19 protein-coding genes are annotated in these 13,043 nt (G+C 72.8%); 5 read left to right on the top strand and 14 right to left on the bottom strand.

What is annotated here, in order from left to right; genetic code table 11:
* Window positions 1-153 precede the first annotated feature (153 nt).
* The 3 genes from ACT17Q_RS05945 to ACT17Q_RS05935 are packed head-to-tail and all read right to left on the bottom strand — an operon-like array spanning window position 154 to window position 2,058.
* On the bottom strand, window positions 154-780 hold the full coding sequence (locus tag ACT17Q_RS05945) for a peroxiredoxin family protein (RefSeq protein WP_013115607.1): 627 nt from the start codon (window positions 778-780) through the stop codon (window positions 154-156).
* The gene (locus tag ACT17Q_RS05940) at window positions 777-1,760 is read right to left on the bottom strand and encodes a cytochrome c biogenesis CcdA family protein (protein WP_444665099.1); all 984 of its coding nucleotides are present in this window, start codon (window positions 1,758-1,760) and stop codon (window positions 777-779) included. The genes ACT17Q_RS05945 and ACT17Q_RS05940 overlap by 4 nt, the downstream gene beginning before the upstream one ends.
* A 1-nt stretch (window position 1,761) precedes the next feature.
* Complete coding sequence (locus ACT17Q_RS05935; RefSeq protein WP_013115605.1) at window positions 1,762-2,058, bottom strand: hypothetical protein; 297 nt, start codon at window positions 2,056-2,058, stop codon at window positions 1,762-1,764.
* A gap of 88 nt (window positions 2,059-2,146) precedes the next feature.
* Here ACT17Q_RS05935 and ACT17Q_RS05930 point away from each other — a divergent pair, with 88 nt between their 5' ends.
* Both ACT17Q_RS05930 and ACT17Q_RS05925 read left to right on the top strand, forming a co-directional pair.
* Complete coding sequence (locus tag ACT17Q_RS05930) at window positions 2,147-2,923, top strand: response regulator (RefSeq protein ID WP_444665098.1); 777 nt, start codon at window positions 2,147-2,149, stop codon at window positions 2,921-2,923.
* Window positions 2,924-2,928: 5 nt separating this feature from the next.
* A complete protein-coding gene (locus tag ACT17Q_RS05925; protein WP_444665364.1) occupies window positions 2,929-4,038 on the top strand; it encodes a sensor histidine kinase in 1,110 nt (369 codons plus the stop codon).
* Window positions 4,039-4,040: 2 nt separating this feature from the next.
* On the opposite strand, the gene ACT17Q_RS05920 is transcribed toward ACT17Q_RS05925, so the two are convergent.
* Entirely contained in the window at window positions 4,041-4,286 is a 246-nt protein-coding gene (locus ACT17Q_RS05920) for a hypothetical protein (RefSeq protein ID WP_094180449.1), read from the bottom strand.
* Window positions 4,283-4,507: a hypothetical protein gene (locus ACT17Q_RS05915; RefSeq protein WP_444665097.1), complete on the bottom strand. Its 225-nt coding sequence runs from the start codon at window positions 4,505-4,507 to the stop codon at window positions 4,283-4,285. The genes ACT17Q_RS05920 and ACT17Q_RS05915 overlap by 4 nt, the downstream gene beginning before the upstream one ends.
* Before the next feature lie 392 nt (window positions 4,508-4,899).
* Between ACT17Q_RS05915 and ACT17Q_RS05910 the strand changes: the two genes are divergently transcribed.
* Together ACT17Q_RS05910 and ACT17Q_RS05905 are read left to right on the top strand one after the other, a co-directional pair.
* On the top strand, window positions 4,900-5,115 hold the full coding sequence (locus ACT17Q_RS05910) for a helix-turn-helix domain-containing protein (RefSeq protein WP_444665096.1): 216 nt from the start codon (window positions 4,900-4,902) through the stop codon (window positions 5,113-5,115).
* Between the two features lie 206 nt (window positions 5,116-5,321).
* Window positions 5,322-6,059 (top strand): transposase, encoded by a 738-nt coding sequence (locus tag ACT17Q_RS05905; protein WP_444665095.1) that lies wholly within the window; start codon window positions 5,322-5,324, stop codon window positions 6,057-6,059.
* A 221-nt stretch (window positions 6,060-6,280) separates the two neighbouring features.
* Here ACT17Q_RS05905 and ACT17Q_RS05900 read toward each other — a convergent pair whose 3' ends face one another.
* On the bottom strand, window positions 6,281-6,907 hold the full coding sequence (locus ACT17Q_RS05900) for a response regulator (RefSeq protein WP_094180452.1): 627 nt from the start codon (window positions 6,905-6,907) through the stop codon (window positions 6,281-6,283).
* Window positions 6,908-6,974: 67 nt separating this feature from the next.
* Between ACT17Q_RS05900 and ACT17Q_RS05895 the strand changes: the two genes are divergently transcribed.
* The gene (locus ACT17Q_RS05895) at window positions 6,975-7,916 is read left to right on the top strand and encodes an NAD(P)-dependent oxidoreductase (protein WP_444665094.1); all 942 of its coding nucleotides are present in this window, start codon (window positions 6,975-6,977) and stop codon (window positions 7,914-7,916) included.
* A gap of 12 nt (window positions 7,917-7,928) precedes the next feature.
* Here ACT17Q_RS05895 and mutM read toward each other — a convergent pair whose 3' ends face one another.
* The 8 genes from mutM to rsmD all read right to left on the bottom strand — a co-directional run bounded on the left by mutM (window position 7,929) and on the right by rsmD (window position 12,973).
* Window positions 7,929-8,879: a bifunctional DNA-formamidopyrimidine glycosylase/DNA-(apurinic or apyrimidinic site) lyase gene (mutM, locus tag ACT17Q_RS05890; protein WP_444665093.1), complete on the bottom strand. Its 951-nt coding sequence runs from the start codon at window positions 8,877-8,879 to the stop codon at window positions 7,929-7,931.
* Window positions 8,880-8,882: 3 nt separating this feature from the next.
* Window positions 8,883-9,602 (bottom strand): ribonuclease III, encoded by a 720-nt coding sequence (gene rnc / locus ACT17Q_RS05885; RefSeq protein WP_232514706.1) that lies wholly within the window; start codon window positions 9,600-9,602, stop codon window positions 8,883-8,885.
* 58 nt (window positions 9,603-9,660) lie between these two features.
* Complete coding sequence (gene rpmF, locus ACT17Q_RS05880; protein ID WP_094180454.1) at window positions 9,661-9,858, bottom strand: 50S ribosomal protein L32; 198 nt, start codon at window positions 9,856-9,858, stop codon at window positions 9,661-9,663.
* A gap of 2 nt (window positions 9,859-9,860) precedes the next feature.
* Window positions 9,861-10,439, bottom strand: coding sequence for a YceD family protein (locus ACT17Q_RS05875; RefSeq protein ID WP_444665092.1), 579 nt, complete (start codon window positions 10,437-10,439; stop codon window positions 9,861-9,863).
* 239 nt (window positions 10,440-10,678) lie between these two features.
* Window positions 10,679-11,161: a hypothetical protein gene (locus ACT17Q_RS05870; protein ID WP_094180456.1), complete on the bottom strand. Its 483-nt coding sequence runs from the start codon at window positions 11,159-11,161 to the stop codon at window positions 10,679-10,681.
* A 95-nt stretch (window positions 11,162-11,256) separates the two neighbouring features.
* On the bottom strand, window positions 11,257-11,736 hold the full coding sequence (gene coaD / locus ACT17Q_RS05865; RefSeq protein WP_094180457.1) for a pantetheine-phosphate adenylyltransferase: 480 nt from the start codon (window positions 11,734-11,736) through the stop codon (window positions 11,257-11,259).
* Window positions 11,737-11,741: 5 nt separating this feature from the next.
* Entirely contained in the window at window positions 11,742-12,371 is a 630-nt protein-coding gene (locus tag ACT17Q_RS05860; protein ID WP_444665091.1) for a GNAT family N-acetyltransferase, read from the bottom strand.
* The gene (gene rsmD, locus ACT17Q_RS05855) at window positions 12,368-12,973 is read right to left on the bottom strand and encodes a 16S rRNA (guanine(966)-N(2))-methyltransferase RsmD (RefSeq protein WP_444665090.1); all 606 of its coding nucleotides are present in this window, start codon (window positions 12,971-12,973) and stop codon (window positions 12,368-12,370) included. Before rsmD ends, ACT17Q_RS05860 begins: the two co-directional genes overlap by 4 nt.
* Between the last annotated feature and the right edge of the window lie 70 nt (window positions 12,974-13,043).

Raw genomic sequence — 13,043 nt, 5'->3', positions numbered from 1 at the left:
TCCGCGCCCTGAGCGCCGCCGCCGCAGCAGCTGTTGCTCGTCGTGGTGGCCGTGCTCTGGGTCGTGGTCGTCGAGGTAGGGGTGTCCTGGCAGCAGCCCATCGGGCTCTCCTTCATAGGTCGGTGACGCGCGCGTCAGGTCAAACGGTGATGGTCAGAGTCGGCTGGTGACCTCCTTGAGCAGGTCGGCGGGGGCAAGCCACATGGACGGGTAGTTGCCGTGCCACAGCTGGTTGCCGTCGGCGTCGACCAGGACGAACCCGTGCCCCGGGAGGCCTTCGTGCATGCCCTTGCCGAGGGTGTCGTAGGCGGCGGAGACGGTGCCGTCGTCAAGCAGGAACGGTGCCTGGACGCCGAGGCGTTGGCGATCGGTGTTGATCTGCTCGGCGGTGTTCATCACGATCGGCAGCACGGTGATGCCGGTCTCGGCGAACGCTGGATCCTTCTCGATCTCGGCCATCTGCAGCAGGCATGAGTCGCAGCCGGCGCCCTCGTTGAAGTACAGGACGACCGGTCCACCGCGGAAGTCCGCCAGCGAGACGGTCGAGCCGTCCGAGGCGGGCAGCGTGAAGTCCGGTGCGACGCGCACGTCGCTGGACGTGGTCGGCTGGGAGGTGATCAACGCGGCGGCGATCAGCGTGGCCACGATCAGCAGACCGGCGCCCCACGCGGCCCAGCTGATGCGCTGGCGGCGGCGCGCCTGTCCCGCCTGCGCGGCCTGAACCTCCTGCAGAGCCTGCTGGCGTTCGGCGAGGCGGCGGGTGGCGGTTCCGGAGGTCATCGGGTCACTTCTTCCGTGGTCGGGGTGGCGTGGCAGGACGGGACGGGCACGGCTGCGCCGTCGCTCGGCCCTGCAGCAGCCGTGGTCGTGGCCGGGGCGGCGCTTTTCGACCGAGCGGGCCGGCGCCGGTCGACGAGCGTCGCCCAGATGAACGCGGCGGCGACCGCGAGCAGCGCCAACCCCTGCAGGGGCTCGGGCACCGGAGACAGGAAGTCCTGGACGGCGGCGAACACGTCGGTCAGGGTGCGGCTGGCGGCGTCCTGGAACGCCGAGCCGCCGGTCATGTCCTTGCTGCCGGCCAGGGCGATGACGAACACGCCCATCACCGTGAACCCGACCGCGACGGCGATGTTGAGGGTGTTGGTGACCAGGGTGCGGCCCGCGACGCGCAGCCGGACGGTTCTGGCCTGGAACAGCTTGCGCTCACCGAGGCGCGCCTTGTCCCAGACCAGGGCGATCACGAACAGCGGGAAGACCATGCCGAACACGTACGCCAACCCCAGGGCCAGCCCCCCGATGGGAGACCCGGACAGAATCGACAGGGTCATCACCCCGGCCAGGACTGGGGCGCAGCACGAGGACGCGATCCCGGAGAACACCCCGAGGGAGAAGAAGCTCGCGGTGTCACCACCGGTGGTATCCGGAGTACGCAGGAACGACGGCAGCGACCACATCCGACCCGAGAGGGCCAGGCCCGCCAGGGCGATCATCAGCAGGCCGCCGGCCCAGTACAGCGGAGCGTGGTACCGGGCGATCGCGCCGGCGAGCAGGCTCATCCCCAGCGTGATCGGCACCAGCACCACGGCCAAGCCCGCCGCGAAGACGAAGGTCAGCGGCAGCAGCCGCCACCGGGCGTTCTTGACCGCACCGGCCAGGTAGGACGGCGCCAGGAAGACGATGCAACACGGGGCGAACAGGGCCACCCCGCCGGCGAAGAACGCCGCCAGGATGCTCCCGGTCGTCAGCAACTCGCTGCCCATCTCAGGCCCCGACCGCTGCCGTGCGCCGGCTGTGCAGGACCTTGGTGAGCTTCTTCCGCGGCAGTCGCCCGGCGGAGAAGAACTCCCCGTCTACCAGCACCAGCGGGTTCATCGGCGGGCGGTGCTCGGCGACCAGGGCCCGGCCCTCGTCCGTATCGATGCCGACACTGCGGACCACCAGCGGGAAATCACCGGCCAGGGCGGCTAGGGCCTCCTCGGCGTCGTGGCAGAAATGGCACGCCGGGGCATGGACGACGGTGACGAGGACCGGTGGGTCGGCGGGCTCGATGGTCGACACGGGTTCTCCTGCAGGCGGTCGCGGATCGGTACATGTGGAGCGTCGACGTGTCGCACCGAAGGACCGGTCGCCCTTGGATCAAGGTTCGATGAAGGTCCCCGACCGGCGTCCGTCCGCAGCCGACAATGGCCAGGTGACCCCCACCCCAGACACCACGACGACCACAGCGCGGCGCGCGGTCGTCGTCGACGACGAGCAAGCCTTGGCCCGGCTGGTGGCCGGATACCTCGAGCGGGACGGGTTCGAGGTCAGCGTGACCCATGACGGTTCGCAGGCCGTCGGGGTGCTGCGCGAGGTCGATCCGGACGTCGTCGTGCTGGACCTGGGCCTTCCCGGACTGGACGGGGTCGAGGTGTGCCGTCAGCTGCGCACGTTCTCCGACTGCTACGTGATCATGCTGACCGCCCGCGCCGAGGAGGTCGACACCCTCATCGGCCTGTCGGTCGGTGCGGACGACTACATGACTAAGCCCTTCAGCCCGCGTGAGCTCATGGCCCGGATCGCAGTCCTGCTGCGTCGACCCCGCCGACCCGCTCCCGCCGTCGCAGCGGCGGCGCGCCCTGCTGTGGAGATCGGGGCGCTACGGCTCGACACGGACGCCCGCGAGGTGCACCTCGAGGGCCGCCTGGTGCCGTTGACGCGCACCGAGTTCGACGTCCTCGCCGCACTCGCTTCAGGCCCCGGACGGGTGTTCAGCCGCCGGGCCCTGATCGAGGAGGTCTGGGGCGCCAACTGGGTCGGTGACGAGCACCTCGTCGACGTGCATGTGCTGCACGTGCGCCAGAAGCTCGGTGACAGTGCTGAACAGCAACGGTTCGTGCGCACGGTGCGAGGTGTCGGGTACCGGATCGGGACCGGGGAGTGAAGCCGATCCCGCCGGCAGCGCGGTGGGGCCTTGCAGGTCGCCTGCTCATCGCGCTCGTCATCGTGCTCGCGACCGCAGCCCTGACAGCGTGGCTGGTGGCCTCCGCCGTGGGCCCAGGCCTGTTCCACGAGCACATGGTGCGCGCCGGCCTGGAGGACCACGACGACGCCGTCATGCACGCCGAGCGGGCCTTTCGCGACGCGAGCGCCGTCTCCCTGGCCCTGGCCCTGGGCGCCGCCGCTGTGGTCTCAACTGCCGTGAGTCTCGTGCTCGCGCGGCGCATCGGCCGGTCTCTGGCGGCCGTGGCCACCGCTGCGGCGCGCCTGGGCGCCGGTCGGTACGAGTCCCGCGTCCCGGCTGCAGGACTGGGCGCGGAGTTCGACGACCTCGCCGAGTCGTTCAACGCCATGGCCGCGCGGCTGCAAGAGGCCGAGCGGCTGCGGGCCCGGCTCCTGGCCGACGTCGCCCACGAGGTCCGCACCCCCGTCGCCACCATCGCCGGGTACCTCGAGGCCGTGGAAGACGGCCTGCAACCGATGGACGAGCCCACAATGGCCGTGCTGCGCGACCAGTCCGCGCGCCTGACCCGGCTGGCACGCGACCTCGCCGCGGTGACCCGCGCCGAGGCCGGTGACCTCGTACTCACGCTCGAACCGCTCGCGCCAGACGAACTGCTTGCAGCGACCACCGGCACCTGGCGGGAGCGCGCGACCGCCGCCGGGGTCGACGTGCGGGTCCAGGTCGACCCCGAGCTGGGACACGTCCGTGTCGACCGCCAGCGTATGGGCCAGGTCCTGGACAACCTGGTCGCCAACGCACTGCGTCACACCCCGGCCGGAGGCACGATCACGCTCCGTGCGACCGGCGGTTACCAGCGCGTGGCGCTGCACGTGTCCGACACCGGTGCCGGCATCGCGCCCGAGCACCTGCCGCACCTGTTCGAGCGCTTCTACCGGGCCGATACCGCGCGTGACCGTACCCACGGCGGATCGGGCATCGGCCTGGCGATCTGCAAAGCGCTCACCGAGGCCCACGGCGGCACCATCACCGCAACGAGCGACGGCCCGGGAGCCGGCGCATCGTTCACCGTCACGCTTCCGGTGCCGCCCGGCTGAGCTCAGCGGGCTCCCGGCGCCGCGCTGTGCGGCGGCGACGTCACGGGCGCGTCCGCCGTGACGTCGTGCGCGCCATGGTGGGGCTGCCCGGTGTGGCCGCGGCGGTGCATCCACACCATCATGGCGATCATCATCAGCGGGCACGCCAGCGCAGCCGCCAACGCCGCGCCAGGACGCACACCCGCTGCCAGCGCCACGACCAGCACCGCCGCAGCAGCGACGACCATTCCCTTGAGGTGGCTCTTCATCGCAGTCCTTCCGATCGCGCCGGCACAGGTCCGGCGAGCTCGGCGTGAAGCCTGCGGTAGGCGTCCACATCGATCTGCCCGGCGGCCAGCCGGGCGTCGAGCAGCGTCACCGCGTCCGGCTCTGGTGCAGCGGGAAACAGTCGCGTCACCGCCCACACGGCCATGCCGAGCACCGCCAGGCTCGACGCGAGGACCAGCCAGCCGCCGACTCCCAGATCCACGCACCACGGCATCGGTCCGCTCCCTCTCGCGCCGGGCGCCGACGGCGCCCACGGCCTGAGGCTGCCCCGGGCACCCCCAAGATGCGGTCGAGGTCCGATGAAGGCTCGATGAAAGAGAGCTCGTCGGGAACGCAAACCCGTTGGGCAATCGATGCCAGGCTGCTCAGTCCAGGGCGCCGCGACTAGGGCGTGTCTCCTAACCTTCCGGCGAGGTGCCCGTGTCGCGCGTCAGACTTAGTGGCAGGGCCCGTTGTTAGCGGGCCTGACCTGTGAAGGAGTCTGATCGATCATGGCGAGACCCTTGGTGATGCAGGCGGAGGAGAAGGTCCGGATCGTGTTGTCGGTCCTGGCCGGTGAGGTGACCGTGGCGGAGGCCGCGCGCAAGGGCGAAGGTGTCCGAGCAGTCGGTCGGGAACTGGAAGCGCCAGTTCCTGGAGGCCGGCAAGACCGGCCTGGCCGCTGGGAAGTCGGGTCCCTCGACGCGTGAGGCCCAACTCGAGGCCGAGGTCGCGGATCTGACCCAGGCGCTGGGTGAGGCCGCGGTCGAACTGCGGGTGTGGAAGAAGTCCGCCGAGGGCCGCCTGGGCCCTTCGAGGACCTCGAGGTGATCCGCTGCGAGGCGGGCATGCCGACCGCGAGGTTCTGCGCCGTGATCGGTGTGCCCGAGCGGACCTGGCGCCGTCACCAGTCCCGCGCCCGTGCCGGGGCACAGCCCAACAGACCGTGGCCGCGTCCGGCCCGCGAGAGCGTGCGCGAAGCCGCCCGCCGGCACGCGCTCGCGCATCCGGCGTGGGGTCACCGCAAGGTCTGGGCGATGTGCCGCCACGACGGCCACCGGGTCTCCCAGGCCACGGTCCTGCGGCTGCTGCGCGACGAGGCACTGATCTTGCCCGCGGCCTACCAGCGTGAACGCCGTCAGCTCGCTGCGCGCCGCAAGGCCGCGTTCGCGACCGACCCGACGGGCCCGAACCAGGTCTGGCAGCTGGACTTCTCCGAGTTCGAGACCACGACCGGCGGGACCTGGCGCATCGCCGGGTGCCGGGACTACTGGAGCAAGTACGAGCACCCCTGGCACACCTCCCCGACGGCGAACCAGCACGACGCGATCGAAGCGATCGAGCTCGCCCTGGCCGACTACGAGAACATGTTCGGTCAGCCGCTGATCGAGGCGTGCGCCCGCGACCAGGACGGCAACGTGGTCGCGGCGGTCACGATCGTGACCGACAACGGCGGCCCGTTCCGGTCCTTCCGGTTCGAGGCGTTCATCACCGCCCACCCCGAGCTGCGACACGTGCGCACCCGGGTCCGCACCCCAGGGCAGAACGGCTCACGCGAACGCGGCTTCGGGTCCCTGAAATACGAACGGCTGTTCCTCGAAGAGATCGACGACGTCCTGGACCTCGTCGCCCACGCCGAGGACTACCGCACCGAGTACAACACCGTCCGCCCGCACGAGGCCATCGCCTGGAACCGACCCCACGACGTCCACCACGGCCTCGCCGACCCCCTGATCCCCAACTTTCCCGAACCCGAGAACCTGCCAGCTGCTTGACGCGGGACACTTCTACCTAGGCGATCAATCCCGAACCGTATGAGGGGTCATCGGGCCTGCGGCGGTCGTTGAATCGAGCGGCATGTGACCTCGAGCAACGGAGGATCGGAGTCGGGCGTAGTCGCACGCTCACCGCGAGCCAAGCGACTACTGGCGCTCGCCAGGGCGCACCTCGACGGCAGATGCCACTACGCCTCCCGGACCGTGCACCCGAGCAGAGGTCAGTGGCCGGGCTCGGCGCGCCAGCTCGAGTGCTTGCGGGACGCGACCCACGCGGCCACCTGCGTGCGCCGCTGCAGGCCCATCTTCGCGAGCAGCGACGTGATGTGGTTCTTCACGGTCTTCTCGGCGACGCCGAGCCGCTCCGCGATCTCGCGGTTCGACAAGCCCTCGCCGATGAGGTCGAGCACGCGCAGCTCGCTGGGCGTGAGGTTCTCGGTCGGGTCGTCCTGGCCCGCGCGACGGCGGGTGACCGTGCGCTCGTCGAGCAGCGTGCGGCCCGCGGCCACGGCGCGGATGACGTCGGTGATCTCGGCACCGCGCACGGACTTGAGCAGGTAGGCGGCGGCGCCCGCCTCGAGCGCGGCGGCGACCGCGTCGTCGTCGTCGAACGACGTCAGGACGATGGCGCGCGCCCCCGGCTGCTTCTCGTGCACCTGGTGCAGCAGGTCGATCCCCGTGCCGTCAGGCAGCTGGAGGTCGACGAGCATGACCTGCGGGTGGACGAGCGTCGCACGGCGCACGCCGTCGGCGACGGACCCCGCCTCTGCGACAACGGTCATCCCCTCGGTGCGCTCGACCACCTCGGCGATGCCGCGACGGACCACCTCGTGGTCGTCGACGATCATGACCGTGATCGGTCCCTGCTTCCCTGGGGCGGCGTCAAGGTTCGGCACAGTGGCATCGTAGCCAGGCATGAGGACGATCCTGCTGCCCACCACGCTCGAAGAGCGCGTCGCGCTGCCACAAGGGTGGCGTTCGCTCGACTACGACCCCGCGCTGCCGCTGCCGACCGCGGGGCTCGACGCCGAGGTGCTGGTGGTGTGGGGGAACCGTCGTCCCGCGCTGGCGGACGCCGCGCGACGCCTGGCGGGGCTGCGCTGGGTCGCGTGCCTCGCGGCGGGCACGGACGCGGTCGACGACGCGGGCTTCGATCCGTCGGTCGTCGTGACGTCCGGTCGCGGGCTGCACGACGGGCCCGTCACCGAGCACGCGCTCGCGCTCCTGCTCGCGTGCGCGCGGCGGCTGCCCGACCTGGTGCGCGCGCAGGACGAGCGCCGGTGGGCCGGGGAGCTCGGCGGCGTGCAGCGGGTGCACGACACGAAGTTCCGCACCCTGGCGGGGGCGCACGTCGTGGTCTGGGGGTTCGGGTCCATCGCGACCAGGCTCGCCCCGCTGCTGGTGGCGCTCGGGGCGAACGTCACGGGGGTCGCGCGGACCGCGGGCGAGCGCGAGGGGTTCGGTGTGGTCACGCCCGACGAGCTGCCGCGCGTGCTGCCGACGGCCGACGCGCTCGTCGGGATCCTGCCCGCCACCGCGCAGACCCGGCACGCGATCGACGCGCGGGTGCTCGCGATGCTCCCGCCGCGCGCGTTCGTCGTGAACGTGGGGCGCGGCTCGACGCTCGACGAGAGCGCGCTCGTCGACGCGGTGCGCACGCGGCAGATCGCGGGTGCCGCGCTGGACGTGTTCGAGCGCGAGCCGTTGCCGCCGTCGAGCCCGCTGTGGGGCGAGCCCCGCATCCTCATCAGCCCGCACGCCGCCGGGGGCCGCCCGCAGCGTGCCGGGACGTTCCTCAGCGACGCGCTGCGGGCGTACGACGACGGGCGCCCGCTGCTGAACGTCGTCGCACGCTGACGCCCCGGCAGGTCACGTCGACCGTGCGGGGACGCGCGGCGCGCGGGGGGCGGGCTGGCAGCGGGGGCAGAACGCCGAGCTGCGGTTCATGAACTCGACGCGCCGGATCGGCGTGCCGCAGCGCGGGCACGGGCGGCCCTCCTGCCCGTAGACGGCCAGGCTGCGGTCGAAGTACCCAGACGCGCCGTTGACGTTGACGTACAGCGCATCGAAGCTCGTCCCGCCCTGCGCGAGCGCCTCCGACATGACCTGCGCGGCCGAGTCGAGGACGCGCCGCACGTCGACCGGCCGCAGCGCCGAGGTCGGGCGCGTGAAGTGCACCTGCGCACGCCACAGCGCCTCGTCGGCGTAGATGTTGCCGACGCCCGAGACGAGCGTCTGGTCCAGCAGGGCGCGCTTGATGCCGGTCCTACGCGAACGCACCGCGCGCACGAGGGTCGGCAGGTCGAGGGCCGGGTCGAGCAGGTCGCGCGCGATGTGTGCGACGGGCTCCGGGACGGTCGCGTCCGACGACCCGCGCCCACCGGGCGCACCGTCCGGGGTCGGGACGAGGTCCTGCACGCTCACGTGGCCGAACGTGCGCTGGTCGACGAAGTCGAGCGCGCCCCCGTCGTCGAGCACGAACCGCACGCGCAGGTGCGGATGGGCCGCACGGTCTCCCGCGGTCTCGGCCGCGAGCTCGTCCGACGAGCGCACCAGGAGCTGGCCGCTCATCCCGAGGTGGACGAGCAGCGCTTCGTCGGCGGCGTCCCGGTCCCCGGTGAGCGGCACCCACAGGAACTTCCCGCGCCGCACCGCTGCGGCGAGCGTGCGTCCCTGCACGCGGCCGACGAGGTCGGCGGGACCGCCCAGGTGCCGACGGACGCTGTAGTCGCGCAGCACCTGCGCGTCGAGCACGCGGCGGCCGACGACGTGACGTGCGAGCCCGTCGCGGACGGTCTCGACCTCGGGCAGCTCGGGCACGCGTCAGCCGGCAGCAGCCCCGGGAGCCGCAGCGTCGTCGTCCACCGCGCTCTCGGCCTGCAGCCGTCGGTACGCGGCCTCTGCGGCCTGCTGCTCGGCGACCTTCTTCGCCGGGCCGACGCCCGTGCCGCGCACCTCGCCGCCCACGACGGCGTGCGCGGTGAACGACCGCGCGTGGTCCGGGCCCTCGCCCACGACGTCGTAGTGCGGCGCACCGAGCCCGAGGGACGCGGAAAGCTCCTGCAGCGACGTCTTCCAGTCGAGACCGGCGCCCAGGTCGGCCGCCTGCGCGAGCGTCGGGCCGACGAGGCGCTCGACGACGACACGCGCGGTCTCGAGCCCGTGCGTCAGGTAGATCGCCCCGAACAGCGCCTCGAGCGTGTCGGACAGGATCGAGTCCTTGTCGCGGCCGCCCGTGGCGAGCTCGCCCTTGCCGAGCAGCACGTAGCGGCCCAGGTCAAGGTCCCGCGCGACGCCCGCGAGCCCGCGCTGCGACACGGTCGCGGCACGCATCTTCGCGAGCGCACCCTCGGGCTCGTCGGGACGCGTGCGGTACAGCGACTCCGTCACCACGAGGCCCAGGACCGTGTCGCCCAGGAACTCCAGGCGCTCGTTCGTCGGGATGCCGCCGGCCTCGTGCGCGAACGACCGGTGGGTCAGGGCGAGCACGAGAAGCTCGGGGTCCAGGTGGACCCCGAGCTTCTCGAGGAGTTCGGTGGCCATGTCGCCCCCGCCGGCACTCATGCCAGGGCCCGGGACGTCACGACTGCGCGCACCCGCGTCAGCGGGCGTCGTGCTCGCTGCGCAGCGCCTCGGCGTACTGACGGCCGTTGTAGGCACCGCACGACGGGCAGGCCGTGTGGGGCTTCTTGTCGGCCTTGCAGTTGGGGCACTGCGTGATCGTCGTGGCAGTGGTCTTCCACTGCGACCGACGCGCACGGGTGTTGCTGCGCGACATCTTGCGCTTCGGAACCGCCACGGCTAGCTCTCTTTCGTCTCGTCGTCCTGGCTCACCAGACCGCTCAGGGCGGACCAGCGAGGGTCAAGCGTCTCATGCGAATGGTCAGGGTCGTCCGCCAGGCGCGCTCCGCACTCGGAGCACAGACCCGGGCAGTCGGGCCGGCACAACGGCTGGAACGGCAGAGCCGGCACCACCGCGTCCCGCAGCGCGGGCTCCAGGTCGATCAGGTCGCCCTCGAGCTCACGCACGTCCTCACCCTCGTCGCCCTCCTCGGCCGCGGCCTTCGCGCGCTCGGGGTACGCGTAGAGCTCCGTGAGGAAGACGTCGACGTCGTCGACGACCTCGCCCAGGCAGCGCACGCACTCCCCGACCGCCCGACCACGGACGGATCCGGTGACCAGGACCCCCTCCATGACGGCCTCGAGCCTCAGATCGAGCTCGAGGTCCGACCCTTCGGGGAAACCGATCACGTCGGTGCCGAGATCCGCGGGAGCGGCGACCGTCCGCTGCACGGTCCGCGTCGATCCCGGACGTCGGCCGAGCTCGTGGGTGTCGAGCACGAACGGCGAGCGGGGATCGAGGTGAACTGGGCGCTGCACGGCCGTCCCCTCGTCAGGTGCTGTTCCTTGGATTCTCGGTACCGCCAGACCGGCAGGACCAACGGACGATGCTACAGGTCCCGCGGGACGCCCCCAAATCCTCGGGCCGTGAGCGTCGCCACCACGGCGAGGGTCGCGACGAGGGTCACGCCGAACGCCACGACGAGGCCGCGGTTGGTCCGGGTATCGGCACGCCGAGCCGGAGCAGGTGCGGGGTCGGCGCGAGCGGGGTGGTGGGGTCAGACGTCGGTCGAGAGCCTGCCCGCGAGCTTCGCGCGGCCCGCCTGGACCTGTGCGAGCACCTTGCCCAGGTCGATCTCGAAGTCCGCGAGCCGACGGTCGCAGTAGTCGTCCGCGTCGCGTCGCAGCTCCTCGGCGGTGCTCTGCGCGTCGGCGACCAGGGCCGCCGCGTGCTCCTGCGCGGCCGTCACGACCGCCTCCTGCGCGACGAGCTCGGCCGCCCTGGCCCGGGCGCGCTCCAGGATCCGCTCGGCGTCCTCCTGCGCGGCGGTGCGCGCGGCGTCCGCGTCGGCGAGCACCTGGTCGGCACGGGTCAGCTGGTCGGGCAGCACCTCGCGTGCCTGCGCGACGAGGTCCAGCAGCTCGGCGCGGCTCACCAGCACCGACGACGACATGGGCATGTTCCGGGCGGACGCGACGGCCTGCTCGATCGCGTCGAGCACCCCCGTCAGGCCCTCGGTGCGCTCCTGCGCCTCGCTCACGACGATCCTCCTCCTCTCGCACGCACGGCCCGGTCCGGCGCGGTGCGCGGGTCCAGCCTCGCACCGCAGGCCGCCCCGCGCGGCTCAGGCACGGCTCAGGCGCGGGCCAGGGCGTCGCGCACGGCGTCCGCGACGCCCGCCGGGACCAGGTCCGCGACCGACCCGCCGAACCGCGCGACGTCCTTCACCAGCGACGACGCGATGTGCGCGAGCGCGGGGTCGCCCACCACGAACACGGTCTCCACGCCCGTGAGGTGCCGGTTCATCAGCGCCATCGGCAGCTCGCCGTCGAAGTCCGCTCCCCCGCGCAGGCCCTTGACCACCGCGGCGGCGCCGACCTCGCGCACGAAGTCCGCGAGCAGCCCGGGCACCACCTCGACCCGCACGCCCGCGTCCTGCGCGAACGCCGCCCGGGCGAGCGCGACCCGACGGTCGACGTCGAGCAGCGGGGACTTCGAGGAGTTGCGCGCGATCCCGACGACGACCTCGTCGAACATCGACCGCGCGCGCCGCACGACGTCGACGTGACCGAGCGTCAGGGGGTCGAACGACCCGGGGCAGACGGCGAGGCTCACGTGCGTCAGCGTAGGCCAGCGTCCCGCGGCGCACGGTGCATCACGCGCAGCGTCCCCACGTCGTCGAGCGGCACCTGACCCACGACCGTGAACCCGAGCCGCTCGTAGAGCACCACGTCGCGCGCCTCCGCCGTGCACAGCCAGGTCGTCGCGCCGCGCTCGTCGCACGACGCGAGCCCCCGCGTGGCGAGCAGCGTGCCCAGGCCGCGGCCCTGCAGGTCCGGCCGGACGGCCAGCAGGTGCAGGTAGGTCGGCGCGCCCACGGGCGCGAGGGCCGACGAGCGCCCGAGCGTCGCGAACAGGTGCGCGGCGCGCTCGGGGCCGACGACCGCGGCGACGACGCCGGGGACGGACGGCAGGCTCGTCATCACCGGGTGGTCGGCCGGCACGTCGGGCGGACGCCACGCGGCCACCGCCACGACCTCCCCGTCGACCTCCACGACGTCCACCCGCCCGACCGCGACGTACCGGTCGACGAGCGCACCGAACCACGCCGCGCACACGTCGTCGCGCGTCGCCTCGTCGGGCAGCGCCCACCGCACGAGCGAGTCGTCGTGGAACGCCAGCGCGAGGACCGTGCGGATCGCGGGGACGTCGTCCCAACGCGCCGCACGCACCAGCCGCTCGTCTGTCATCGTGGACCGCCCTCCTCGACGTCGTCGGGACCCTCGTCCGCGACCGCCGGCTCGTCCGGCTCGGCGAACCACACCGCCGTCTCGCCGTAGGAACGCACGTCGAACCGGCGCACCCCGTCCGGCCAGGCGGGCTCGGGCGCCCGGCCCGAGCGCTCGACGACGACCACCGCGCCCGGGCTGAGGTGCCCGGCCAGGGCGCGCAGCACGGCCTCCAGGTCGGTCTCGGGCAGGTCGTACGGGGGGTCGACGAGCACGAGGTCCCACGGCGACAGCGGGGCCCGCTCGACGTAGCGCTCGGCCTTCTCGGCCACGACCACCACGCGGTCCCCGACGCCGAGCGTGACCACGTTGCGCCGGCAGACCTCGGCGGCCTGCCGCGCGAGCTCGACGAGGGTCACGGCCGCGGCGCCGCGGCTCGCGGCCTCGAGCCCGAGCGCACCCGAGCCGGCGTACAGGTCGAGCACGCGCGCGCCGGCGACGACGTCGAGGTGCTCGAGGCGCGAGAACAGCGCCTCGCGCACGCGCTCGCTCGTCGGCCGCGTCCCGGCCCGTGGCACCTGCAGCGCCCGTCCGCCGACGCTGCCCGCGACGATCCTCGTCACGCCGTCCTCCCGTCCTGCGACAACCCGTCCTGCGACAACCCGACCTGCGACAACCCGACCTGCGGCCCGG

It is taken from the genome of Cellulomonas sp. CW35 (assembly GCF_052378485.1).
GTDB classification, from domain to species: Bacteria; Actinomycetota; Actinomycetes; order Actinomycetales; family Cellulomonadaceae; genus Cellulomonas; species Cellulomonas uda.
This window is presented reverse-complemented; position numbering and strand designations above follow the sequence as displayed.